23 protein-coding genes are annotated in these 25415 nt (G+C 63.0%); 9 read left to right on the forward strand and 14 right to left on the reverse strand.

Annotation, left to right across the window (positions count from 1 at the left end; translation table 11 throughout):
* Positions 1-5 precede the first annotated feature (5 nt).
* The 4 genes from P2869_RS28840 to P2869_RS28855 all read left to right on the forward strand — a co-directional run bounded on the left by P2869_RS28840 (position 6) and on the right by P2869_RS28855 (position 4799).
* Entirely contained in the window at positions 6-665 is a 660-nt protein-coding gene (locus tag P2869_RS28840) for a glutathione S-transferase family protein (protein WP_277598736.1), read from the forward strand.
* 27 nt (positions 666-692) lie between these two features.
* Positions 693-2177, forward strand: coding sequence for a carotenoid oxygenase family protein (locus P2869_RS28845; protein WP_277598737.1), 1485 nt, complete (start codon positions 693-695; stop codon positions 2175-2177).
* A 160-nt stretch (positions 2178-2337) separates the two neighbouring features.
* Positions 2338-3801, forward strand: a complete 1464-nt coding sequence (locus P2869_RS28850; RefSeq protein ID WP_026121457.1) for an aldehyde dehydrogenase — start codon at positions 2338-2340, stop codon at positions 3799-3801.
* An 80-nt stretch (positions 3802-3881) separates the two neighbouring features.
* Complete coding sequence (locus P2869_RS28855; protein WP_017774906.1) at positions 3882-4799, forward strand: transporter; 918 nt, start codon at positions 3882-3884, stop codon at positions 4797-4799.
* A 68-nt stretch (positions 4800-4867) separates the two neighbouring features.
* Here the strand turns inward: P2869_RS28855 and P2869_RS28860 are convergent, their stop codons facing one another.
* From P2869_RS28860 to P2869_RS28900, 9 genes are all read right to left on the reverse strand, one after another.
* The gene (locus P2869_RS28860; RefSeq protein WP_233425715.1) at positions 4868-5953 is read right to left on the reverse strand and encodes a porin; all 1086 of its coding nucleotides are present in this window, start codon (positions 5951-5953) and stop codon (positions 4868-4870) included.
* 293 nt (positions 5954-6246) lie between these two features.
* Positions 6247-7308: an aromatic ring-hydroxylating dioxygenase subunit alpha gene (locus tag P2869_RS28865; protein ID WP_017774904.1), complete on the reverse strand. Its 1062-nt coding sequence runs from the start codon at positions 7306-7308 to the stop codon at positions 6247-6249.
* 92 nt (positions 7309-7400) lie between these two features.
* Positions 7401-8348: a PDR/VanB family oxidoreductase gene (locus P2869_RS28870; protein ID WP_026121455.1), complete on the reverse strand. Its 948-nt coding sequence runs from the start codon at positions 8346-8348 to the stop codon at positions 7401-7403.
* Between the two features lie 53 nt (positions 8349-8401).
* Positions 8402-9811 carry an MFS transporter gene (locus P2869_RS28875; RefSeq protein ID WP_277598738.1) on the reverse strand — a complete coding sequence of 470 codons (1410 nt, stop codon included), beginning with the start codon at positions 9809-9811 and terminating at the stop codon, positions 8402-8404.
* 108 nt (positions 9812-9919) lie between these two features.
* Positions 9920-11533 (reverse strand): bifunctional 3-(3-hydroxy-phenyl)propionate/3-hydroxycinnamic acid hydroxylase, encoded by a 1614-nt coding sequence (locus tag P2869_RS28880; RefSeq protein ID WP_277598739.1) that lies wholly within the window; start codon positions 11531-11533, stop codon positions 9920-9922.
* The gene (locus P2869_RS28885; RefSeq protein ID WP_277598740.1) at positions 11530-12396 is read right to left on the reverse strand and encodes a fumarylacetoacetate hydrolase family protein; all 867 of its coding nucleotides are present in this window, start codon (positions 12394-12396) and stop codon (positions 11530-11532) included. Before P2869_RS28885 ends, P2869_RS28880 begins: the two co-directional genes overlap by 4 nt.
* A 65-nt stretch (positions 12397-12461) precedes the next feature.
* Positions 12462-13385, reverse strand: a complete 924-nt coding sequence (locus tag P2869_RS28890) for a VOC family protein (RefSeq protein ID WP_277598741.1) — start codon at positions 13383-13385, stop codon at positions 12462-12464.
* A gap of 1 nt (position 13386) precedes the next feature.
* Positions 13387-14415 (reverse strand): amidohydrolase family protein, encoded by a 1029-nt coding sequence (locus tag P2869_RS28895; RefSeq protein WP_277598742.1) that lies wholly within the window; start codon positions 14413-14415, stop codon positions 13387-13389.
* A gap of 13 nt (positions 14416-14428) precedes the next feature.
* Complete coding sequence (locus P2869_RS28900; RefSeq protein ID WP_126879061.1) at positions 14429-14854, reverse strand: heme-binding protein; 426 nt, start codon at positions 14852-14854, stop codon at positions 14429-14431.
* A 164-nt stretch (positions 14855-15018) separates the two neighbouring features.
* On the opposite strand from P2869_RS28900, the gene P2869_RS28905 reads away from it, so the two are divergent.
* The 3 genes from P2869_RS28905 to P2869_RS28915 all read left to right on the forward strand — a co-directional run bounded on the left by P2869_RS28905 (position 15019) and on the right by P2869_RS28915 (position 18263).
* On the forward strand, positions 15019-15753 hold the full coding sequence (locus tag P2869_RS28905) for a GntR family transcriptional regulator (RefSeq protein ID WP_277598743.1): 735 nt from the start codon (positions 15019-15021) through the stop codon (positions 15751-15753).
* A 201-nt stretch (positions 15754-15954) separates the two neighbouring features.
* The gene (locus P2869_RS28910) at positions 15955-17058 is read left to right on the forward strand and encodes a porin (RefSeq protein ID WP_126879060.1); all 1104 of its coding nucleotides are present in this window, start codon (positions 15955-15957) and stop codon (positions 17056-17058) included.
* A 20-nt stretch (positions 17059-17078) separates the two neighbouring features.
* Entirely contained in the window at positions 17079-18263 is a 1185-nt protein-coding gene (locus P2869_RS28915) for a methyl-accepting chemotaxis protein (protein WP_277598744.1), read from the forward strand.
* A 238-nt stretch (positions 18264-18501) separates the two neighbouring features.
* Here P2869_RS28915 and P2869_RS28920 read toward each other — a convergent pair whose 3' ends face one another.
* The 4 genes from P2869_RS28920 to P2869_RS28935 form a co-directional block, all read right to left on the reverse strand.
* Positions 18502-19293 carry an SDR family oxidoreductase gene (locus tag P2869_RS28920; protein WP_017774891.1) on the reverse strand — a complete coding sequence of 264 codons (792 nt, stop codon included), beginning with the start codon at positions 19291-19293 and terminating at the stop codon, positions 18502-18504.
* A gap of 127 nt (positions 19294-19420) precedes the next feature.
* Complete coding sequence (locus tag P2869_RS28925) at positions 19421-20008, reverse strand: AraC family transcriptional regulator (RefSeq protein ID WP_126879058.1); 588 nt, start codon at positions 20006-20008, stop codon at positions 19421-19423.
* A gap of 153 nt (positions 20009-20161) precedes the next feature.
* Positions 20162-20803 (reverse strand): response regulator transcription factor, encoded by a 642-nt coding sequence (locus P2869_RS28930; RefSeq protein WP_026121453.1) that lies wholly within the window; start codon positions 20801-20803, stop codon positions 20162-20164.
* Positions 20804-20817: 14 nt separating this feature from the next.
* Entirely contained in the window at positions 20818-22461 is a 1644-nt protein-coding gene (locus tag P2869_RS28935; RefSeq protein ID WP_277598745.1) for a histidine kinase, read from the reverse strand.
* A 289-nt stretch (positions 22462-22750) separates the two neighbouring features.
* Here P2869_RS28935 and P2869_RS28940 point away from each other — a divergent pair, with 289 nt between their 5' ends.
* Positions 22751-23665 carry an alpha/beta hydrolase gene (locus P2869_RS28940; RefSeq protein WP_277598746.1) on the forward strand — a complete coding sequence of 305 codons (915 nt, stop codon included), beginning with the start codon at positions 22751-22753 and terminating at the stop codon, positions 23663-23665.
* Positions 23666-24251: 586 nt separating this feature from the next.
* On the opposite strand, the gene P2869_RS28945 is transcribed toward P2869_RS28940, so the two are convergent.
* Positions 24252-24686, reverse strand: a complete 435-nt coding sequence (locus P2869_RS28945; RefSeq protein ID WP_277598747.1) for a helix-turn-helix domain-containing protein — start codon at positions 24684-24686, stop codon at positions 24252-24254.
* Positions 24687-24795: 109 nt separating this feature from the next.
* Between P2869_RS28945 and P2869_RS28950 the strand changes: the two genes are divergently transcribed.
* Positions 24796-25413 carry an NAD(P)H-dependent oxidoreductase gene (locus P2869_RS28950; RefSeq protein ID WP_277598748.1) on the forward strand — a complete coding sequence of 206 codons (618 nt, stop codon included), beginning with the start codon at positions 24796-24798 and terminating at the stop codon, positions 25411-25413.
* The last annotated feature ends 2 nt before the right edge of the window (positions 25414-25415 follow it).

The following is a 25415-nucleotide window of genomic DNA, read 5'->3' on the forward strand; positions in this document are numbered from 1 at the left end:
GACGAATGCTCACGCTCTACGGCGCGATGGCCTCGCGCGCTCATCGCTCGATCTGGATGCTCAAGGAACTGGGCGTTGCCTTTCGGCACGAGCCGGTCGACTTCCTCGACGGCAGCACCCACACGCCGGAATTCCTCGCCATCAATCCCAACGGCCGCGTGCCGGTGCTGCGCGACGACGACTTCGTGATCTACGAATCGATGGCGATCAATCTGTACCTCGCCCACCGCTACGGCGACGACGTGGGGCCCAAAGACTGGCGCGAAGACGCGCTCGCCACGCAGTGGAGCTTCTGGGTCGTGACGGAGGTGGAGAAGCCGCTCTTGCTCGCCAGTGTCAACCGCGCACTGTTCGCCCCCGAAGGACGCCGCGAAGCAGAGGCCGCGATCGCGCTGCGCAAGCTGGCACGCCCATGGACCGTGCTCGACCAGCACTTGAGCCGGCAGCCCTGGCTACTCGGCGAGCGCTTCACCGTAGCCGATCTCAACGTGGCAACGGTCATGGACCTCGCCCCTCAATGCGCGATCTCGCTCGCCCCGTGGCCCCGGCTACAGGACTGGCACCAACGCTGTCTCGCGCGCCCGGCCGCGTCGGACTGGCGCGACGTCAGCTTCAGCGTGCCGCGCCCCGCCGACGCGCTCGGCATGCTCGCGATGTTCGTCTGATTTACCCATCACCACAGAGAGCCATTCATGGATTCCACTGCGCTTCCCCCCGGTCTGCAGTTTCCGGACGATATCGTGTTCCGCGGTTACGCCGCCCCTGTGCGCATCGAAGCCGACGTGCACGATCTGGAAGTCATCGGCCAGATTCCGGCCGCCCTGAACGGAGCGTACTTCCGCAACAGCGCCGACCACTGCTATCCGCCGCTGCACGGCAAGGACATCTTTCTCAATGGCGACGGCATGGTGCACTGCGTGCGCTTCGAGAACGGGCACGCGGATCTGAAGACGCGCTACGTGCGCACGGAAAAATTCCAGCGGGAACGACAGGCCCGGCGCGCGTTGTTCGGCGCCTATCGCAACTCGTTTACCGATTCGCCGGAAGTAGCCGGCTGCGACAACAACACGGCCAACACCTCGGTGCTCTGGCATCACGGCAAGCTCTACGCGTTGAAGGAGTCGGGCCGCCCTTACGAACTCGATCCCGAGACGCTCGAAACGCTCGGCGAACGCGACTTCAACGGCGCGCTCAAGAGCCGCACGTTCACGGCGCACCCCAAGCTGGACCCCGAGACGGGCGAGTGCATCGCGTTCGGCTACAACACAGAAGGCGTACCGGACCCGTGGATCGAGATTTACACGATCGCCCCCGAAGGCTCGTTGACCCGCACCGAACGCTTCAAGGCGCCTTATTGCTCGATGGTTCACGACATGCTCGTGTCGCGCCACTACATCGCTTTCGTCATCTGCCCGATGACGAGCGAACTCGCGCGCATCCAGCGCGGCGAGCCGTACTGGCACTGGGACAACACCCGCACCACCTGGGTCGCCGTAATCCCGCGCCGCGAAGGCGTCGGCAAGATCCGCTGGTTCAGGAGCGCGCGGCCGGTTTTTCAGACGCACACGTTCAACGCATGGGAAGAGGACGGTCCGCACGGCACGCGGCTTCATCTCGAACATTTCATTACGGAGTCCGGATGGCTCAGCCAGTTTCCTGATTTGCACGACCCGTCGGCAGAGGAAAAGCCGCCGTTCGGAGAGCGCTGGACGCTGGAACTCAGCCTCCCGCACGACGGCTTCGAAGTGAAGCGGTTCATCGAGCATGTAGGCGAAATGCCGACCATCGACCCGCGCTACGCCATGAAACGCACGCGGCATTACTGGTTCGGGACCTCCAACACAGACCTGGGACCGATGCTGCAGTGGGGTCCCAAAGGACCGCCGTTCACGTGTCTTGCGCACCTCGACGAAGCGGCCGGCAAGCTCGACTTCTGGTATGCCGGCGCGGACTCGTCCCCCGAAGAGCCCCACTTCGTGCCGCGCAGTGCCGACGCAGCCGAAGGCGACGGGTGGCTGCTCAGCATGGTAGGGCGCCGCGCGGAAAACCGGACCGACCTCGTGATTCTGGATGCGCTGCGCTTGAGTGCCGGCCCCGTCGCCGTCGTGAAATTCCCGTGCCGCGTGCACGAAGGATTCCACGGCCAATGGGTGAGCGCTAAAGCGCTCGCCCGATAAACACCGCAGACGGCCCCGAGGCCGTTCATCGGCCTCGCGATCATTCCACGCTTCTCTGGACCGCGCAGCCTCGCCTGCGCGTGGCTACACGCACGCCTTTTTCTCGCGTGCAACGAGGGGCGCTCATGTCCTCTCCACCCACACCGAAACTATCAAGCACATGCCCACGAGAGTTCAATTGATCATCGGCGGCGAGAAGCGGCCCGCACGCAACAGCGCGACCTTCGAGCGCTGCAATCCGCTGGACGGCGCCGTGGCGACGGTGGCCGCCGCAGCAACGCCCGAAGACGCCATGAGCGCCGTGCAATGTGCCGCCGACGCCTTTCCCGCGTGGTCGGCATCCAGCCCAGGCGAGCGCCGCGCCCTGCTGCTCGCCGCGGCCGCCGTGCTGCGCGCGCGAGCCCCCGCATTCGCCACGGCCATGGCCGGGGAAACCGGCGCGACTGCGCTGTGGGCCTCGTTCAACGTGCAGCTGGCCGCCGACATGTTGCAGGAGGCGGCCGCCCTCACTACGCGCATCGAAGGGCAACTCATCCCTTCGAACCTGCCCGGCAATCTCGCTCTCGCCGTGCGCCAGCCGGCGGGCGTGGTGCTCGGCATAGCCCCATGGAACGCGCCCGTCATTCTCGGCGTGCGGGCAATCGCCGTGCCGCTCGCCTGCGGGAACACCGTCGTGCTCAAGGCAAGCGAGCTGTGTCCCGCAACGCACAGCCTGATTGTCGAAGCACTGGAGGATGCCGGGCTGCCGGCCGGCGTGGTGAACTTCGTGACGAACGCCCCGGACGACGCAGCGGCCGTCGTGGAAGCAATGATCGGCCACCCTGCCGTGCGTCGCGTCAACTTCACCGGCTCCACGCGCGTCGGCCGCCTTATTGCGCTCACCTGCGCCCGTTACCTGAAACCGGCCGTACTGGAGTTGGGCGGCAAGGCGCCGGCCCTCGTGCTGGACGATGCCGACCTCGACGATGCCGTGGCCGCGGTCGCCTTCGGTGCGTTCGCCAATTCAGGCCAGATCTGCATGTCCACGGAACGCATCGTCGTGGACGACGCCATCGCAGACGACTTCGTCGCCCGCCTGGCTGCGAAAGCCGCGTCGTTGCCGGCGGGCGACCCGCGCGATACACGTAACGGCGCGGTCGTGCTGGGCTCCGTCATAGACATGACCACGGTCCATCGCTGCAACGCGCTGATCGACGATGCGCTGGCCAAGGGCGCAACGCTCGTTTGCGGCGGCAAGGCCGGCACGGTGCTCATGCCGGCCACGCTGCTCGATCGCGTCACGCCTGCGATGAAGATCTACCACGAAGAGACTTTTGCGCCCGTCAAGGCAATCGTGCGCGTAGCGGGCGAAGAAGCCGCGATCGCATACGCGAACGACACAGCGTTCGGCTTGTCTTCGGCCGTGTTCACGCGCGACGTCGCGCGCGGCTGGCGCGTGGCCCAGCGCATCCAGACGGGCATCTGCCACGTCAACGGCGCGTCGGTGCACGACGAAGCCCAGATGCCGTTCGGTGGCGTCAAAGAATCCGGCTGGGGCCGCTTCGGCGGTCAGGCCGGCATCGACGCTTTCACCGATCTGCGCTGGCTGACGCTGCAGACCGCACCGCGCCACTACCCCTTCTGAAGCCGTTTCACCTCCCGGGCGCGTGTTCACTCACGACACCGCCCGGGCCATTACATCAACAAGACTGTCGAGGAGACGACATGAACACGAGAACGATCGCCGCCGTCGCGGCGGGCACCATCGCGGCCGCAGGTTTCGCGGGCAAGGCGCACGCTTTCGAGGGCAACGTCGCGCCTTATCCGGCCGGCGCGGCGGGCACCAACATCGGCTCGATGCCGCCCATACCGGGCATCTTCGCGCTCGAGCAGTTCAACTACAGCTTTGCGAACGGACTTTACGGAAACGACGGCAGGAAGCTGCCGGTTCCGTTTCATTCGTCGGCGTTCTCGGAAACGACGCGCGTGCTCGTCGCCTATCCGGTGACCGTGCTGGGCGCGAACGTGTACTCGCAGCTCGTCGTGCCGGTGGTATGGCTGCACACCGACGTGGCCGGCAACAAGTCGACGCAGAACGGTTTGTCCAACGTCACCGTGTCACCGGTGATCCTGAAATGGGACGTCACGCCCAATTTCGCGATTTCGCCCGGCCTCGACTTCGCCTTCGAAACGGGCTCCTACAGCCCGACGAAGACGAGCGTGGCCGAGGGATACCTGTCGATACAGCCCGTGCTGTCGATCCGCTACAACGTGCCGAACGGTATCGACGTCGGGCTGTCCAGCCGCCTCATGATCAACCAGAAAAACGGCGACACCGGCTACCGCTCGGGCACGGGCTATGCCGGCGAGTTTCAGGCGGGATGGAACTTCGGCAAGTGGAAGCTGGGGGTGGTGGGCGCCTACGTGAACCAGTTCGGCGACGACGAGCTCAACGGCGTGACGGTCGCCACGGGCGGCAACCGGTACCGAAGTTTTGCCGTCGGCCCGTCCATCGCATACGACGGCCGCTGGTACAACATCAGCATGAATTACCAGCAAGGCGTGTATGCGGCCAATACGTCGAAAAGCAGCAACGTCTGGCTGAATCTCGCCTTTCCGCTGTGGGCGCCGCATCCTCAATGACGGCGTCTACGGCTGCGCATTGAAAAAGGCCGCTTCATGGGGAAGCGGCCGTGAAACGCCCGGCTCTTTCAAAACTTATGGCTCATGCCGATCAACCCGGCTACGACGTTGTGACCCGGCGTACCCACGGAAACACCCGCGCCAGCCGAATCGTTGACGGTGAACGAAGCCGCACTGCCATTCACAACCGCTGCCACCCCGGCATACACGGCCGTTCGCTTCGAGAGCGGATAGTCATACCGAACGCCATACGACGTTGCATTTCCGGCGCTATTGGCCAGATTCTTATATTGTCCGAAGCTGAACATCAAGCCACTCAGTTTGATCGGCACGACCAGGCTGACTTCGTAGAAATTGTTGTTGACGTTGGCGTAGTTGGCCGCCGAACCCAGAGCAGAACCCCCGCGATGCGTTTCGAACAGGACGGCTGCCTGCACCAGCCCGAAATCGTATTTCGCCGCAAAGAGGGCGTAGTTTCCAGTCTGCGTCTGCGACGCCGCCGTTGGTGTGGTGGCCGTGCTATAAACCTGTGTCATGAAATCAACGTCCGCCGAGAAACTCTTTAGCGAGTAGCTGACTCCCACAGCCATAGTGTTCCCGAAGGTTCGGGGAAGATTCGTAGCCCCATTGCTTCCTAACGCATACGATGCTCTAAGCGTGAAACCTGCCATTGCGGGGGAAACGTAGCGAACAGAATTATTGGTTCTCAGCGTGACGGGCAGAACGAAATTGTTTGCGGCGTTACCCCACGCCAAAGTATCGATTCCACCCAAAGAATAGGTAACCAACGTGGTATGAAATGGCGTGTAGTTGACGCCAAACTGTATCTGGCCGAGATTGTTCTTGATGCCAACCCATGCCTCCCGGCCGAACAACGCACCGTTCTGAAGAGACGTGCCGTTGTCGACGTTAAACCCGTTTTCGAGCTTGAATATCAGGGCCGTCCCGCCGCCCAACTCTTCCCGACCTGTCAAACCCCAACGGGTGGGATACACCGGACTGCTTTCGAGCCTCGTTGTCGATTTCCCACTGACGCTGGCGTACTCGATACCCGTATCGATGATTCCGTACAGGGTTACGCTTCCCTGCGCGTGAGCGATACATGGCACGCCGATCGCCATGGCCGCGATTCCCGCCATACCGCAATTTTTCATGTTGTCTCCATTTATATATTTATTTCGTTGTACTAGTTAAATAACAAACACCTCGCCCACGGGCATCGCCCTGCCGACGCAATTTCGCCGCCGCGGCAGGGTATCGGAACGATCGCTCCTTTCACCGTTCAGAACGAAGCGACGGACTTTGCACGCAATACGGACACCCGGCCCATTGCAGTTCCGGACGGCTCTCGCCTGGCTTAACAGGAACCGCATGGCCGTGCAATCAAGCCGTCTTCCGATCCGGCGCGACTACAGCAACAACGGCAATCGCTCGTTCTGCTGCGACCTTAAACGGCAGTCTTCTCCCCCGCCGTGATCGACAACCGTTCTTCATCGGCGATCAACTTGTCCACTATCCGTCGCATTCTGACCGACGCCGCGTCGACCGAGAGCAGCACCGGTTTTGCGTCGGAAAAGGAGCGGTTTCCGAGTCGACGCTGTTGAGCCTCCAGGACGACCTTGTCCTGCTGTTCGAAAACGAACCGACGAGTCTCCGCGACCTCTGCCTGCACCTCCGGTTCGTCCGCCGTTGGCGTTCGCACAATGCCATACGCGTAATGCGTGCGGCACGCGGTTTCCGGAGTCAGCAGATGCACGGCCCGAAATTCGAACGCGTCCGCACGATCGCAACCCGGCGTTGCGAAACCATGGGTAAGAATGAGGCAACCGGGCGCGTCCCAGCGAATATCGTTCCACATATCGACCTTTTTGCCATCGCGCTTGAACAGAAGATCGTGCAGGCGCGCGACAGGCACATCCGGCATCCATCTTCCGGTTCGCACGGTATTGCCGGTCTGGTCCACAGTGATCTTCGCGCTGCTATGCTCCGGCAGGCCAAGAATGCCGTCATGCAGGAAATTCGCGTGACTCAGGTCCAGCAGGTTGTCCGCGATCAGCAGATAGTTGGCCTCGATGACCATGCTGTCTCGCCCGCGCGACATTCCATCGTCCGCGTCATCCATGAGACTGAAATCGGGAATCGTCGCGACATCCGGCGTCTGCTCGCCCATCCAGATCCAGATAATCGTGTGCTTCTCCTGAACGGCATACGTTCTTGTGCACAGCCCGGTCGGGATTTTCCCCTCGCCATGCGGATTGCGAACGCAATGGCCGGAAGAGTCGAACTCAAGCCCGTGGTACACGCATTGAACCCTTCCGTCCTCGAGCATCCTGCCAAGAGACAACGGCACGTATCGGTGCGGGCACACGTCCGACATCGCAGCGAGCGACCCGTCAGGCTTGCGGGCGAACAGCACGGGTTCGTTGATGATGGTTCGGCCGACCATTGAACCCGGTTCAAGGTCCTTTGTCCACATCGCGGGGTACCACGTGTTTTTCAGAAATTTCATATCCCACTCTCCGAATTCAATCGCTTTACGGTTGACGGCCAGAAAGGACTACCTGCCCTCTTCACTAACGAGATTGGCGCCCTGTCGACGCATCACAGATCCAGTATCAGAAGGTCGCTCTTCGAGCGGGAACAACACGGCAGAATCCGATCGTTTGCCTCGCGCTCGTCATCAGTGAGGTACATGTCACGATGATCGGGATGACCGGCAATCAGGCGCGTAAGGCATGTACCGCAAACGCCTTGCTCGCATGAAGTCGGAATATCGATACCCTCGGCGGCAAGCGCCTCAACTATGCTTTGCTCCGGCAAGACGGGAACGACCTTTCCCGTGCTTGCGATTTTTACGTTGAAAGCAGTTGACGGCCCGGAGCCGGATTCAGTCGACGTGAAGTACTCGCGATGTATGTTCGCGTGGTCCCAGCCCGCTGCTTGCGCTTCCTGTATGACTTTTTCTATGAAGCCGCCGGGTCCGCAGACGTACAGATGTGTCTTCGGGCCAGGCTTGTCGACCACGCGCCGGATGTCAAGGCGCTCCCTTTCGGGGGCGTCGTCGTGATACACACAAACACGGGAAGACAGGTCCTCTGCACTCATTCGATCGCGAAACGCCGTTCGCTCAGCATCTCGCGTCGCGTAGTGCATTTCGAACGAGGCTCCAATACGGAGAAGGCTCTCTGCCATGGAGAGAATTGGCGTTACGCCAATACCACCGGCCATGAGTACCGAATGCGAGGCTTCGTGGGCCAGAGGGAAGTGATTTTTTGGCTCGCTAATCTCGAGGACATCTCCCTCATTAAGGCGATGTATCGCCTTCGACCCGCCCCGCGAGTTCGGATCGAGCAGTACACCGAGTCGATAGCGATTTCTCTCTTCTGGCGAATTACAGAGGGAATACTGCCGAATCATGCCGGCACCAACGTGGACATCGATATGTGCCCCCGCCGAGAACGATGGAAGTTCGTTGCCCGCCGGATCGGCAAGTTCAAGCACACAGATATCTTTGGCGTCGAACCGCTTCGACACTACTTTGACTTTCATTGAATTTTCCAATTCGATATGCCTGTCCGACCAACGCGACACAACAACGCGGATCACTTTGAACCATTCGGCTGTGCGGAACCGGGCATGGTCGATACCGAAGGTGCCGAACTGTCGGCGCTCGCAATATCGCTCGATCGCCTTGCCGTGATCTCGGTGCGGCCGAGGGCGATCACGAGGGCCGACAGCGCCGCGGCGGCACAGAACACGCCGAAGGTGTAGCTCGGGTCTGGATTGATCGAAACGACAAGCCCAATGATGAAGGGTCCAAGAATGCCGCCCACGCGGTTCAACCCGATCGCGATGCCGATTCCCGTGCCTCGCACCTCGGTCCGATAGCACATCGCCTGATAGTTATTCAGTACGGCCTGCGAGCCGAACATGAAAAAGCCGGTCGACGCGACCGCGACTGCAACGAGTGCCGGCGCTTGCCAAAGAGAAAATGCCACCGCTCCCATCGAAGCCGCAGTGGCGATATATCCCACGATCATGACGCGGATACGGCTCTGGAGCTTGTCGGCCAGCCATCCCATGGAGATGCCGCCCACGACAGACGCGGTCATGACGAGCGTTCCGTACGCGAACGCCGACGTGACGCCTTCACCACGATTCACGACGAGCGACGGTAGCCAACCGGTGAGGCCATGGATGCAAAAGAGACTAAGAAAGCCGGTGATCCAATGCACGATCGTATTTCTGCGATACAACGGCCCGACAAGATCTGCAATCGAGCCAACACGGGTGGCCTTGACCGCAGTCGCCAACACCGCATCGCGATATAGCTCGCTGCGCTCGGGCCGCAGTCGCGAAAGAAGTTGGCGCGCCTCGTCAAAGCGCCGGCGAATTAGCAGGTATTGAATGGATTCGGGAAGCCAGATGGTCGCGACAGCGGCGACAACGGCAGACAGGATCCCGATGTAGTAGAGGGATTGCCAGCCGAAACGCGGGGTAAGAAGAATTCCTGCTACCCCTGCGAATATCCCGCCCGCCGAGAAGCCGAATTGAAAAACCCAGGTGGCGTAAGTATTCGCGTGCTTTCGCGGCGCCCACTCGTTGATACACGTGAGCGCCAGCGGCGTGACCATCCCAAGGGCTGTTCCCAGTACGAGACGAAGTAGAGCGAAAGCCAGCGGCGTGTGAGCCACGGTTGCCAGCGCGCCGCTCGCCGCCGTCAACAACCAGAGTGCGAGCAACATCACGCGTCGACGCCCGAATCGATCCGACAGCAATCCTTGAACCACCGATCCGATCGAGAGCCCGACGATACCGCTCGAGAGCATGACGCCGATCATCGCCGGCGACGGTTGCCACGACTTCCTGACGAGCGGGATGACGTAAGCCGCATTGAAGAGATCGAATCCGTCGAAAAACATGATGAATCCGACCAGAATCGCGAAGGTTATATGAAACCTCCCGATGGGGGCGAGCGCCAGTTCCTCGCGAGCGTTGATGGACGTTGCCAAGATTGTCTCCGTGTTGTGTAGTGTCGGCGCCGCCTCTTGAGGGCGGCTTCACCGGTGGGTGCATGCGGGGAGCGGGCATGATGAAGGCCGCGCTCCGCTTGCGAGGTGTCATCCGTGCAGCGCTGCCTCCAGTTGCTCGAGCGATGCGGCGAGTGTCGCCGCATCGCTCGCTACGCCGTAGACGTAGTGGTCGGGACGCACGATCGCCGCGCTGCATTCGTTGCGCCGGAACCAGGCCGCGAGCACGCCATCCACTTCCACGACCCGATGCACGCCGGGCCATGCGGCCGCCCGATTCGCGTCGCCGTCCGGCACGAGTTCGACGAGCTGCGCGCCGATGCGCTGCGCGGCATCGCGCGCCGCCTGTGAAACCGGCTCGCTACCCAGCGTGACGATGCGCCAATGGCCGCCCACCACGGTATCGAGCAAGGCCGCATTGGCGCCATCGCCACCGTCGGCAACCACGGCATCAACACGCACGCGCGGCTGCGGAAACAGCGTGCCGTTGGCAGCATGCGCGGCGCTCGCAAGCAAACCCGCTTCGAGCTTCGGCACGATGTCCTGGCGCGCAATCGTCTTGATCTGGCCGGCCGCTTCACGCAAGAGGCGTGCATCGCGCTCGCGTGCTGCAGCAACGTCGCGCTCGCAGATCACCTTGCCGAGTTCCTTGATGCGCGTGGTGAGCTGCCGTACGTGCAGGCCGCGCTCCTCGGCGTAGCTGTCGAGCAGCGCGGGCTGGGCCGTGCCGCTCATCACGGCGTCGAGCTTCCAGACGAGATTCACCACGTCGCGAATGCCCTGGCACATCCCCTGACCAATGAACGGCGGCTGCTGATGCGCCGCGTCGCCGGCAATGAAAATGCGCCCACGCCGCCATTCCTGCGCGACGAGCGCATGAAAGCGATAACTCGCGGCGCGCCACAGTTGACCGTCTTCAGGCGAAAGCCAGCGCGACAGCAGCTTCCACACCTGTGCCTCGGTCTGCATCTCGCGCGGGTCTTCGCCGGGCATCAGCATGATTTCCCACCGACGGTGTGCGCCCGGCCCGACGACATAGGTGCACGGCCGCGATGGCTCGCAGTACTGCACCGCCACCTTCGGCAGCTTCGCAAGGCCGCTTTCGTTCACGCGCACATCCACCACGAGCCACGGCTCGTCGAACACGAGGTCTTCGTAGGCGATGCCGAGTTGCGTGCGCACCGTGCTCGATGCGCCGTCGCAGCCAATCAGGTAATCGCACGTGACCGCGCGCGCGGCACCCGTGTCGTCCTTCAACTGAACGCTCACGCCGTGCGTGCTCTGTTCGAAGTCCACGAGTTCCGTGCCGAGCGCCACCTCCACCGACGCATAGGCGCTCGCATGCTCGCGCAGCGCGGCTTCCACCGGCGGCTGCGTAAACACCATGGTCGGCATGTAGCCGAGGGGCCAGGGCTTGGGCACCGTGTCGATGCGTTTGATGAGCTGGCCGTCCACGCCGTAGTACTCCGAAGGCGGAAACACGGCGATGTGTTCGGCAATGCGGTCCACCACGCCGAGCCCCTGGAACACGCGCATGATCTCGTGATCCACGGCGATGGCGCGCGGCTTGTCGTACACCTCGCGCGCGCGGTCCACGCACAGTACCTTGCGGCCAAGCTGCCCGAGCAAAGCGGTTGCCACGGCGCCGGACGGCCCGAAGCCGACCACGATCACTTCGTAATGGTTACTCGTCGCCATCGTCACGCACCCGCTTCGTCCTGCACCGTGTTGCGCAGACGGCCCACGCGTTCGATGTCTACTTCCACGACATCGCCGTGCTTGAGCCACACCGACGGATCGCGCGCCCAGCCCACGCCCGCGGGCGTGCCCATCGCCACCACATCGCCGGGTTCGAGCGTCAGGCATTCGGTCAACAGCTCGATGGTTTCGGCCACGCCCCAGATCATGTCGCTCGTGCTGGCCTGCTGCATCACCTGGCCGTTGAGAATGAGGCGCAACGTGAGGCCTTCGGCACCCGGCGGCAGATCGTCGACGGTCACGAGCCACGGCCCGAAGGCGCCCGTGCCGTCGAAGTTCTTGCCGATGGTCCACTGCGTCGTGCGCTTCTGATAGTCGCGCACCGAAACGTCGTTGAAGCACGCGTAGCCGAACACGTAGTCGAGCGCGTTTTCGCGCTTCACGTGGCGCGCGCGCTTGCCGATCACGATCATGAGTTCGGCCTCGTAATCGAGCTTTTCCGACACACGCGGACGGATCACGGGGTCTTCGTGCGCGATCAGCGACGACGCGCCGCGAAAGAAGATGAGCGGATAAACGGGCTTCAGATTGCCGCCCTCTTTCGCGTGATCGTAAAAGTTGTGGCCGAGGCAGACGATCTTGCCCGGCTCGGGCACGACGGGCGCAAGGTCGAGCGACGCGTAGGGCGCGCGATGCTCGCCGCTCGCGATAGCACGTTGCGCGGCCGCGTTGAGGTCCACGCCGGCCTTGAGCGCCGCGCGCAGATCCGCCGGCACGCGGGCGTCGGCCTTGTTGAGATCGACGACGTGCTCGCCGTCCAGAACACCCAGGCGCGTGGTGTCGCCCGATCGGAAAGTAACCAGTTTCATGATGTATTCGAGCTATCGGATGAATCAATCGGTTGAGGGAAACGTTCTTTCAGGGCAGATGCCGCTCAGTTGTCGCTCAGTGCCGCAACACCTTGCGGCGGGCGAAAGAAGATGGTTTTCTGCGCGGTCTTGAGGCGATCGGACGGCGCGCGCCCCACGCCCCACTGATCGATGCGCCCCGGCGGCCACTTCCAGTCGTCCGGTCCGCCCGTGCGATAACTGTCGTCCACCTGTAGCACCTCGGCTGTGTATTCGATGACGAAATCGGCGGGCCCGAGGAAATACGCGAACACGTTGTTGCCCGGCCCGTGGCGCCCCACGCCCCATTCCACCGGATAGCCCGCGTCGTTCATACGGCCACCACCGCGCATCACGGAATCGAGGTCCGGCATCAGAAAAGCGATGTGATTGAGCGTGTTCTCCTGCGCATCTGCGAGCGCGATGCTGTGGTGATCGCTCGAACAGCGCATGAAGGCCATGATGCGCGTGCGGTCGGACAGCCTGAAGCCCAGCGCATTTTCGAAGAACACCTGCGCGACCGCCACGTTCTCGCTGTTGAGCACGACGTGCGTGATCTTGATGGGACGGTCTTTCACGCTTTGCGTATCCGCATGACTGCGCGCGCCTGCGATGAAGCGCAGCACGCGCCCCTGCGGATCAAGTGCTTCGAGCATCGAGCCGCCGCCTGGCATCGTCGTGGGTGCGGGACCGGAGATCACGGTGCCGCCATGCAGGACGATGGACTGCGCGAGCGTATCGAGGTGCGCGACGTCGGCCACGCTGAACTCGATGGCGCGCACGTCGGCACGTTCGCTCTGCGCGAGCGTGAGGATGTGGTGTGCGGCACCCGTGCCGCGAAAGTAGACTTTTTCCGGGCGTCGCGTGAGTTCGGTGAGATGCCAGGTGTGTGCGTAAAAGGCCGCGGCCAGTTCGAGATCCGGTACGCCGATCTCGATGCCTCTCAGGCCGGTGACGAGGCACTGCGTCATGTCATGCTCCGTTGCTGATGCCCAGAAATTCCCGGGCGTTGCGATAGATGAGCCGTTCGGCGGCCGCGGCGTCGAGCCCGAGTCGGACTACGCCGCCCACGGGATCGTGCTCGCGGAACGCGAACGGGTAATCGGTACCCAGCATCACGCGCGTGTCGCCAAACGTTTCGACGAGATGGCGCAGCGTGGCCGGATCGAACACGAGCGAGTCGTACCAGAGGCCGCGTGCCTGCTCGCGCGGCGCAGCCTGAAGCGTCTCGCGCAGCGGCGCGAAAACGCGGCTGGCCTGTTCGAGGCGGGGCAGCAGCGAAGCCAGGGTACCGCCGCCGTGACTGAAACCAATACGAAGTTTCGGATACCGCACGATCAGGTTAGACGTGATGGCCGAAGCGGCGGCGAGCCCGACGTCGGATGGAAAAGCGAGCGCCTGCACCAGCTGCGCGGGACCGACGAGACGCTCCTTGCCAGCCGGTCTGATCGCATGGACGAATACCGCCGCGCCAAGCGCTTCGCAGGTTTCGAAAAACGCGTCGAACTGCGGAGCGCCCACCGGCGCGCCATTAATGTTGCTGCCAATTTCCACGCCCGCAACACCCGGCATCGCCATCAGCCGTTCGAGTTCGCGGATCGCCGCGTCCACGTCCTGCAGCGGCACCGCGCCGAGCCCGACGAGTCGCCCCCTGCTCGCCTCCACCATGCCTGCGATCGTGTCATTGAGGTACTGCAACAGCGGCAGCGCATCGGCGGCCGCCATCCAGTAGGAGAGCAACTCGGGCATGGGCGAGATCGCCTGCACGGCCACGTTCTGGCTGTCCATGTCGGCAAGGCGTTTATCCGTGTCCCAGCACAGGTCGGACACGGTGCGATAGATCTTGCCGTCGATCACCACGTGGCGGTGGCAGGCGTGCGCCGGCTGCATGGACGGCCAGTCGCGCGGCACACTCGCGCCCAGATAGCGCGGAAATTCGGCGGGCACGACGTGCGCATGGATGTCGATGCCGTGGCACGCGCAGCGGTAAGCGGCTTGCATGGCTCGGCTCGCGTCAACGGTGCGCGAAGCCCGCTGCGCGCAGACCTTCGATGCAGATGGCTTCGTCCTCGTCCCCCGTGCCGCCGCTTGCGCCTATCGCGCCGATGGTCTGCCCGTTCGGCGCGACGATCACGACCGCGCCGGTCTGCGCGATGAACTTGCCGCCGCACGCGGGCGCGATGGCGTTGAAGAACACCGGGTTGCCGCTGGCGCGCTCGTGCAGCGTGCGCGATGCGATGCCCATGCCGAACGCCGCCGCGGCCTTGCCGTGCGCGATATCCACGCGAAGCGGCGTGGCGCCATCCTCGCGCGTCACCAGCTTCACCTGGCCCGCCTCGTCCAGCACGACGAGCGCCATGGGCCGCAATCCGTCGCGGCGGGCCGCCTGCAACGCAGCCGCGACGATGCGATTGGCTTGATCCAGCGTCAATGTCTCCATTCCTATGCCTCCAGCGATTCGACCTGTTGCCGATCATAATATATACAAAACCCTCATGTCGACGTTTTTATGTATTTTCCAAGGGAAAACCCCAAAACATTCATATCGCACCGGAACCGCGCGCGGATCAGATATACTTTGCGCCAGACGAAACCTCTGAAGGTGTGAAGTTGTCACGCACAGCGATCTCTCCCGTAACGCCCGCAGGCGCGGGCGGCGCCCACGCCAGCGCCGCCACGCTCGCCACGAACCTGTACGACCGCATCCGCGCAGACCTGCTCGACGGCAAGCTGGAGCCGGGACGCCGGCTGCAGATCGAGTTCCTTTGCGAGCAGTACCAGGCCGGACAGACCCCCGTTCGCGAGGCGCTCAATCGCCTGACGTCGGATGGACTCGTGGAACGGCGCGACCAGCGTGGCTTCGCGGTAGCGGGCATCAGCGCGAGCGACCTCCAGGAAATCACGAAAACGCGCTGCTGGCTGGAGGAAGTCGCGCTGCGCGAAGCCTTCGCGAGCCGCTCGGTGGAGTGGGAAGAAGCCGTTGTGCTGGCCTACCACCGGCTCTCCAAGGTGCCGCGCTCGCTCAGCGAAACCGAGTACAAGGAGAACCCCGAGTGGGAGCGCCGCCACCGCGAGTTCCATCGCGCGCTGATCGGCGGGTGCCAGTCACGCTGGCTCATCAGCTTTTGCGACCAGCTTGCAGACCAGCTCTACCGCTACCGGCAGCTTTCCGTGCGGCGAGTGTTTCCGCGACGCCACGAAGGCGCCGAGCACAAAGCCATGCTCGACGCGGTCGTAGCCGGCGACGCGGCGCTCGCCATCAAGCTCCTCACCACGCACTACCACCAGACAGCGGACATCATCCTCGCGGACGCCGATCTGTTCCCGCCTTCCCGCTGACCGCCCTCCCGTCTTGCCTGCCGTACTGCCGCGCCCCGTCGCCCCGGGCGCGGCAGCCGTTCGTCCGCGGATTTCACGTCAAATATACAACCTGGTGTTTTCTATAGTTTTGTATATTTTTTATTGACTTCGATTGCTTCATACACAAAACTCCTGCCCTCAGAGAGTGCCGCATCCCGACGGCACCGTTCAGGAGACGACATGAAGCCGCAATTTGCCCCACTCGCCACCGCCGCCCTTGCCGCCGTTGCCGCGCTCAACGCGACGAGCGCCCACGCCCAGTCGGCCGTCACGCTCTACGGAATCATCGATACGGCGATCCAGGCCGCCAACGCAGGCGGCAAGACCGTCGTGCGCGAAGCGACGAGTTCCGTTGCGCCCTCGCGCTGGGGCTTGCTCGGCAAGGAGAACATCGGCGGCGGCTACAACGTGGTCTTCAAGCTGGAGAACGGCTTCAATTCGAATTCGGGCGCCATGGCCAACAGCACGACCTTGTTCAACCGGGAGGCGTGGGTAGGCGTGCAGGGCCCGTTCGGCCAGATCCAGGCCGGCAACAACTACACGCCGTTGTTCCTGACCTACGTGACGTACTCGCTCGGCGAACTCAATGCGCTCGCCTGGGGTAACGCCACCAACAATTACGTATTCGTGCCCTCGGCGCGCACGGCCAACTCGCTGCGCTACACGTCGCCGGAAATGGCGGGCTTCACGCTGCGCGCCCTCTATGCGCGTGGCGCGAACGGATCGGGCGGCATGCCGGCTTCGCTCGGCGACACGCTTTCGGCCAGCGTGAGCTTCAAGGCCGGCGCGTTTTCCGCCGACGCGGATTATCTGCAGCAGCGCTTCGCACCCCGCGCCACGCTCAGCGCAACGACGCCTGTCGGCACGGGACGCTTCTATCTGATCGGCGCGTCATACGACTTCGGCGTGGTGAAAACCGCGGCGCTCTATCAAATGCACCGCAACGCCACGGGCGTGAGCACGTCGATTTCAAGCGCCTACGCAACACCGAATCACGACTTCTATGAAGTGAATGCCCTGATTCGTCATGTCGTGGGCGGCTCGCTGCTGGCAAGCTTCGGGCAGTACTGGCTTCGCTCCGGCGGCGACGGGCATGCGCTCTCATGGGCCTTGCGCTACGACTATCCGTTCTCGAAGCGCACCGGCTTCTACGCCGGCGTGGCGGGCGTGCGCAATCACGGCACGACGGCATTCACCGTGGCCGACGCCGCAGGACCCGGCATCGCCGTAGGCGCAGGCAAGAACATCACGACCGAGATCGCCGGTCTGGTACACAAGTTCTGACGCCGGAGGCCGAGATCGAGATGAGGAACGTCCGCATTCCCGCCGCGCTCACGCTGATCGTCGGCGCGGGACTTGCGATGTCGCTGACGATTGCTGCCGGCGGCGCGGCGTGTGCCTACGCGTATGCCACGCTCGCCGAAGCGGCGGCCAGCGCGGCGAGCACGCCGCCCGAGGGTGCGCTCGCAACCTACGTTGCCGGCGTGCATCGCCTTGAAGCCGTCGCGCTCTGGAGCTTCGCGGCGCTTGCTCTCGCGAGCGTCGTGCTTGCGTTTGCCGGAAGGCGCTGGCTCGGCGCCAAGGTGGTCCGGCCGCTCGACCATGCCATGCAAACCGTGCACGCGATTGCGCTCGGCGAGTTGCGCGAAGCCATTGTCGTGGATGAGCGCACCCAGGCACGGCGCCTCTTCGCCGCACTCGCCCAGATGCAGCAAGGGCTCGTCGGAACGCTGAGCGCCGTGACCCGCGAAGCGGCGGCCGTCGACGATTGCGCGAGTCGCCTGCACACTCAGAACGCGCGCCTGTCGAGCGGCGCCGAATCGCAGGCAGCGGCCATCCAGCAAACCGCGGCGACGACGCAGCAGATCAGCGAAGGCGTGCAGCGCAGCGCGCAGGTGGCCGAGCAGACCAACCGGCTCGCCGGGCAAGCATCGGAACTGGCGCATGCCAGCCGCACGCGCGTGCGTGCTGTGATCGATTCGATGGATTCAATTGCCCGCGATTCGCAGCAGATCAGCGCCGTGGTGTCCGTCGTGAACGAACTCGCGTTCCAGACCAACATCCTGGCGCTCAATGCTGCCGTGGAAGCCGCGCGCGCCGGTCATCAAGGCAAGGGGTTCGCGGTGGTGGCCGGCGAAGTGCGCAGCCTCGCGCAACGCAGCGCTCAGGCGGCGCGCGAAATCGAAGCGCTGATTGGAAGCGCGCGCGGCACGATTGCCGAGGGCGCGAGGTTATGTACCGACGTGGGCAGCGCCATGGACGAAGTGGTGAGCGCCGCGCACGAAGTCGCGCAACTCAGCGACGCCATGAGCCGCTCGGCAAGCGAGCAAAGCCACGGCGTGCGGCAACTCAACGAGGCCATCAAGGACATTGATGCGGTCACACAGCAGAACGCCGGGATGGTGCAGCATCTGATGACTACCACCGAGGATCTCAACGAACGCGCCCGCACGCTTGCCGAAGCGGTGGGCGCGTGGAAACTCGACTAGACGCCGCTGGCCCGCAAGCGGATGGGCGGCAATCACCGCATCGCGAATTTTCCCGGCGCGCGGGCGCGCCGGCACTGTGCGTCGATGCTGTCGGGTTTCACCGGGCCGCCTTCCATACACAACTCGATCAGATGGCCCTTCAGTTCTTCCAGGCGAACCTTCGGTAAGCGCAACATAACTCAGCATGACTGATGAGCGAGAGCGGCCATCTCCCGCCATTGGGGGTGCGGATAAAACACTAGAAAGCGCTCTTGACGACGCCACCGTCGACACGCAACGCTGCCCCCGTCGTCGCCGAAGCCAACGGGCTGGCGAGATACGTTACCATCGACGCGACCTCTTCGGGCGAGGCGAAACGCTTGATGAGGGACGTCGGCCGAATGTTTTCGAAAAACTCCTTTTCGACTTGCTCGAATGTCTTTTCGTCACCCTGTGCCAACGCATCGACAAAGTCGGTAACGCCTCGTGACTTGGTCGGCCCCGGTAGAACGCTGTTCACGGTAATACCGGTCCCTGCGACGGTCTCGGCCAGACCTCGCGACACGCCAAGCAACGCGGTCTTGGTCACGCCGTAGTGAACCATCTCGACCGGAATCTGCACACCGCTCTCGCTGGAGATGAAGATGATGCGCCCCCAGTCGGCGCGCCGCATCGCGGGAAGATACATACGCGCGAGGCGCACGCCGCTGAGCACGTTCACGTCGAAGAAACGGCGCCAGTCCTCGTCGGGGATCTCTTCGAACGGCTTGGGCTCGAAAATGCCCAGACTATTGACGAGAATCTCCACGTTCGGGAACGCACGCACAAGTGCCTCGGCCTGGGCGGCATCGCTCAGATCGCCGGCGAAACCGAGCGGCTTGTTACCCGTCGCCTCCGCAATCGACCGCACAGCCCGGTCGACCGCCTCCTGCGTCCTGCCGTTCACGATGACGCGCGCGCCTTCCGCGGCGAGTCCTTGTGCAATGGCAAGACCGATGCCGGCGGTGCTGCCGGTCACCAGCGCCAGCCGATTCTTCAATTGCATATCCATGTCGTTTCTCCTGGACCTCGTGAATAGAGGCCGCGAGATGCACGAGTGCGGCCCAGTGTAGATTGCTGGGATACGTTTAGATGCTCAGCGGGTGTCCGGCTTTCGTCGAATGTATCGAACTTGCCGGTTAGCATGCCCGCGCGACGCGGGGCGCGGCGCCGGGCGCCGAACTCGCCCTGTCGGCGATGGACGATCGGCGCTGCTCGCGCCGCCACAATCCTGGCGCGCAGCCAATTTCCCGCCGAAAGATCCTCGAGAAATGCGCTTGATCGGCAAATCCGCAAGCCGCGGCCACGCGACTGATCTGCTCGTCGCTTGCCATCAGCATCTCTCTCGCGCGTGCGAGCCGCAGCGTGAGAATGTAGGCGTGCGGCGACGTGCTGAAACTAAGCCGGAACGCCCGGAAAAAATGGCTCTTGCTGAGCCGCGTCACGCTCGCCAACTCTTCAACTCGAATCTGCGTCTCGAGATTGCCCGCGACATGATCGATGACCCGTCGCGCTTGCCAAAGCGCCAACCCCTGGGCGCGATATTCAGTATTGCGCGGCTGGATTCCCGTGTTGTTCGCCTGGCAGGCCAGGAGAAGATCCAGCGCCCGCTGGATTTCCTTCCTGGCGCTCTGTCCATCCCGCTCGAGCACCCGGCTTGCACATTGGAGAAGCTCAGTGACAATCGAAACGACATTCTCGTTTTCAACCGACGCGCGCATGGTCATTGCCCTCGAGTTGGAGAGATTCACTCCCGCCGGGCCACACTATCGCGCCGATCGCGTCCGCAATCTATTGATCGGTCGACGGGCACGCGTACCGCGCTAACGGATCATACGGGCCTCATCCATTCGAACTAGAGGCGTGCGAAGTCCCAAAATCTACAACCGGATAAGGCCGCGCCTGCTACCCACCGCCACCGCTTCCGTGCGGCTCAGGACCTGCAGTTTGCTGAAGATGCTGCGCAGATGAGACTTGACAGTCGTTTCGCCGATGCCGAGGCGCGCCCCGATGTCCTTGTTGCTGCACCCGCCCGCCAGCATGGAGAGGACTTCGAGTTCGCGACTCGTCAACGCCTCGCCGCTGACACCGGCTGCGAGTTTTGCAACGAGGAACGAAGGAATCTGAGTCTTGCCGGCGTGAACTTTGCGGATGCATTCCAACAGTTCCTCACGCTGAGCGTCCTTGAGCATGTATCCCTTGGCTCCTGCCATGATGGCCCGGGAGATGTCGTGATCGCTGTCGAACGTGGTCAAGACCATCAACCTGGCCGAGGGTTCAGCGCGGCGAATCGCTTCTATCGCGCCCACGCCGTCGAGAATCGGCATGCGCAGATCCAGCAAGGTCACGTCGGGACGGCACTCGAGCCATCGGTCGACGCACTGCTGGCCGTTGGTGGCCTCCGCGACCACGACCATGTCCGGCTGCCGCCCGATGATCGCTGCCAGCCCCTCTCGAACCGTCACGTGGTCGTCGGCAATGAGAACGCGTATGGGTGCCGGCTGCTGATTCGTGTCAGACATCGATAGCTCCATCGTCACGCTCGTGGCACGCCGGACACCACAGAAGGGGTTGGCAGGCGGATCGACACCTCGGTGCCGCGACCGATCGAGCTCGTCAACTTCATGCGGCCCCCCATGGCGTCAATACGCTCGCGTATGCCCATTACGCCAAAGCCCTCATGTTTCGCGGACGAATCGAAGCCGCAGCCGTCGTCCGCACATTCGAGCCGGACGTCCTCTTCGGTGAAGGCAAGGGTAACGGCGATACAAGACGCCTTGGCATGGCGAAGCACGTTGGTCACGAGCTCCTGTGCGATCCGGAACAGGTTGTCTTCCCAGTCGCGCGGAAGCGCCCGGGGCACGCCTAGAACGCGGAAATCGGCGTCGAGTGCGACGCCATCGGTCAACCGCCTGATGAGCACGCGTAGGGCATCGGTGACGGCGCCTTCCTCGAGAGGCTGAGGACGCAGCGCCGCAACAGACCGCCTGGCCTCGCTCAGGCTTTCTCGCGCCAGATTGCGCGCCGATGTGACGTGCCGCTCCGCGTCGCGCCCGAGGCCGCGCCGGCTGGCGTCTTCTGCAGCCTCTAGCTGGACGATGACGCCAGTCAGGCCTTGTGCCAGCGTGTCGTGAATATCGCGCGCGATGCGGTTGCGTTCCGCCGTAATCGCGGTTTCCCGGCCTTGCGCCGACAACTCGGCCAACCGGATCATCAGGGTGGTCTGATTGGTCAGTGCCTGGGCCAGTTCGACCTCCTCGCTCCGGAAGGCGCGGCGCTGCTTGAAGCGAAGTCCGATGGCGCCTTCCAAACATCCGGCGATGACCATCGGCACTAAAAGAACCGTGACGATACCGAGCGGGATCAGCCTGTCGCACAAGGGAAAGGACGGAACGGCCCGAATATCCTCGATAACGTTCGCCTTTCCGGAACGGAACACTTCGGGCCACGGATAGGCCTCGTCCATCGGTAGCGACAGATCCAGCCCGGCGAACCGCGAGTCGGTGTTGGGTATGACGTAACCGTCTTCGAAAGCGTATGCCAGCCCAACCGTGCCGTCGGCCGGATCGCGGCGCCATACGCTCATGCTGTGCGCGTCGAATTGCCGAGACAAGGTCCGCAGGCTGTGCGCGACGAGCCGATTCGGGTCCGGTTCCATCGCGAGGGCATCGAGGGAACTCTTGAGGGCATCGACCTGCGCGCGAGCCAGTTGCTCCGACGCCTGCAACGCCTTCTCAGCGAGCTTGCGTGCTTCGATGTCGATGTTGGCCCCGTACCATTTGAGCACTCGGCCCGTATCGTCCTGTAGCGGCGCGTAGCGAAACAGAAACCAGCGATATTCGCCGTCGGACCGGCGCACGCGTGCCTCGAGCTCACCCGGCAGGCGGCGCATCAGTGCATCGCTCCACTGGGCCTCGAGGCGGGGAAAATCCTCAGGATGAATGGTGCGGGTCCACCCCCAGCCCAACGCATCGTCCATCGCAATGCCCGTGTATTTGCACCACTGTTTGTTCAAGAATTCGACCGGCCCATCGGCGCTGCCGAACCAGGCCAACCCGGGAATGGTGTCGATCGCGATGCGGAAGCTTCGCTCCCAAGATTGAAGGTCGCCGGTCAACGTGGCGTTACCTTGCTCCGTATCTTGCATGGAGACGTGCGCGTTTTCGAGCTGCGTTGTCATGTGGCACCCTTGTTCCGATCGAGGCGCGGTGAAGTGATGAGGTCACTGCACACGATTAGAAATCTGGGTCGACCGTGTGACAAAACCGATCATAGCCGACCGCTCATGCACGAACTTGAACGAATCTATTATGGCCGCAGGCCGCCAATCCTCCCGCGGCTAGCGCCGTGCAGCGCATTCGGAACTTGACGGCAGCGGATCGAGCGACAAGTTCGATACGTTTCTTCAAGCCGCCGATCCGGCGGGCACCTATCGTTAGCGCCACCAACCAGGCCCAAAGGTGCTCATCATGATCCGAATGCTCGCGTCCCTGATTGCATGCTGCTCAGTACTTGCCGCGCAACCTTGTGCGGCTGGCGTGACGCCTTACCCGAGCAGCTTCCGAACCGAAACGATCGCCGCGAACGGAACCCGGATATTTGTCCGCGTCGGGGGACACGGGCCGGCTGTGGTCATGTTGCACGGCTATGGCGAGAGCGGCGACATGTGGGAACCGCTCGCCGCCGCGCTCGCCAAAACCCATACGGTGATCGTACCCGACCTGCGCGGCATGGGCCTTTCCGCCCATCCAGCCACCGGCTACGACAAGAAGAATCAGGGGCACGATGTGGCCGATGTGCTCGACGCGCTGCACGTGGACAAAGTCGACGTCGTCGCCCACGACATCGGCAACATGGTCGCCTTCGCGTTCGTCGCCGAGCAGCCGGAACGCGTCACGCATCTGGTCCTGATGGACGCCCCGATTCCCGGCGTCGGCCCTTGGGAAGAGATTCTGAAGAATCCTCTCCTTTGGCATTTCCGGTTTGGCGGACCCGACATGGAACGGCTGGTCAAGGGTCGCGAGCGGATCTACCTCGACCGGTTCTGGAATGACTTCTCCGCCAACCCCAAGAACTTCGATGAAGCGAGCCGCGTCCACTACGCCAGGCTCTACGCCCGGCCGAATGCGATGCACGACGGCTTCGAGCAGTTCCATGCGTTCGATCAGGACGCTGTCGACAACCAGGCGTTCCTGGCCAACGGCCCGCTGCCGATCCCTGTCCTGGCCGTCGGCGGCGAGAAATCTTTCGGTCCGGAAATGGCCGTTGTCGCCAAGGCGGCCTTCAGCAACGTACAGGGCGCCGTCATCCCCGACTCGGGCCATTGGCTGATGGAAGAAAACCCCAAGGCCACCGTCACCGCAATCCAGGATTTCATTAAATAGGCGCCTCGGACGACTGGTTCGCTGCCATTCGCAAACCAGTGTCGGCTAACAGTGCGCACCTGGCCGCCCGATCTGATGCAGCGTTTTGTAGAAGGCGAGGCTTGGTCCATCAACGCGGCCTCCGACCTGACGGTGACGCTGGCGATGCAGGTCAGCCTCTTGTTGGCCGGTTGTGTGAGCTTGCCGATGGCCGCTTTAAGGTGCTCCAGCTCGCAAAACCGTGATTCGACTGACTGACCGCTTTGGAGGGGGGCGTCTGACCGTAGTGGGTCGGGTCATGCCCTTTTGCATCGCGCGCACGCCCGTGACGATCGCCACGCACGGTCGTGGGGCGCTGGTCGGCCATGAAGCGTCATTGGTTTGCGTCAACGGCGAGACGTTGAGGCGTCCCGTTTGGCTCAGGGAGCGGACACCCAAGTCAGGCTATGCGACTTTTCCGATTGGTCGTGGCCGACTCATGGTTGGATAGATCGGAACATGCAGCGCCTTTTCAGCCCACGAAAGATCCGCGTTGGAACAGGTCCCAACGGGAGCCGGCATCTGGATTTCGCCGCTGTATTGGCACAAGCCTACGGTCTGGACCCGTCTATCGACGCTGGTAGACAACGCCCTGAATCGAGACCAGATCTGGCTCCGGCGCCTCGTCAAAACGTTTCTGCGCCTCGGCGATGGCGACTTGATTCTCACTCGCCCAGTTGACCAACGCCATGACAGGCTTCAACAGCGTTCTTCCCATGTCAGTGAGTTCGTAATCGACGCGAGGAGGAATCGTTGGATACATCGTTCGCGTTATCAGTCCGTCGCGTTCCAGTCCGCGCAAGGTGAGTGTCAGCATCCGCTGGGAAATGCCGTCGATGCCGCGCTTCAATTCGTTGAAGCGCCGCGGGCCATTAGCCAGCATGGCGACAATGTAGAGGCTCCACTTGTCGCCGATGCGATCCAGGATCTCACGGGTTGCCAGGCAGCCGCCAGCGTCAGGTGCAGGCATATCGGCAGGTAGCTCGGTGTGACTAAGTGACATGCATGTGCCTTCTTGTGGGGAAATGGCAGGGGCCATACGATCCTTTGTATGAATAGGTAATTCAGAATCGACGGATTACCTAGTTCTTATTTTATACCTAGGAGCCGTCATGAGCCATGCCCTACTTATCACTTCCAGCCCGCGCGGGGCCGACAGCCTTTCCACCCGCTTTGCCACCGAAATCGCCGATGGTATCCAGGCCCGCTCGGGCGGTCCGCTGACCGTGCGCGACCTTGCCGCGAATCCGCCGCCGCACATCACGCCGGCCTACATCCAGGGCCGGATCACGGCACCCGAAGATCGCACACCGGGACAGGTCGAGGCGGTGAAGGTCGCGCAAGAGTTGGTCGATGAGTTGAAGCTCGCCGATGTGATCGTGCTCGGTTCGGGCATGATCAACTTCGGTCTGCCCTCGCAGCTCAAGGCCTGGTTCGATCACGTCACCTGGCCGCGCGTCACCTTCGGCTACGGCGATACTGGGCCGAAGGGGCTGCTGACCGGCAAGAAGGTCTATCTCGTTACCGCTACCGGCGGCGTGTTCTCGGAAGGGGCCTGGGCACCGTTCGACTTTCAGACTAACTATCTGCTGCATCTGCTTGGTTTCATCGGCCTGACCGACGTTGAGGTTGTGCGTGTCGAAGGCACGGTTTTCGGCCCCGATGCGGTGAAGGCCGCAATCGCCAACACTGAAACGGCCATCAAAGCCTTGTTGGCGAAGGCTGCGTGACC

The organism is Paraburkholderia sp. SUR17 (assembly GCF_029536165.1).
In the GTDB taxonomy this organism is placed as follows: domain Bacteria; phylum Pseudomonadota; class Gammaproteobacteria; order Burkholderiales; family Burkholderiaceae; genus Paraburkholderia; species Paraburkholderia kururiensis.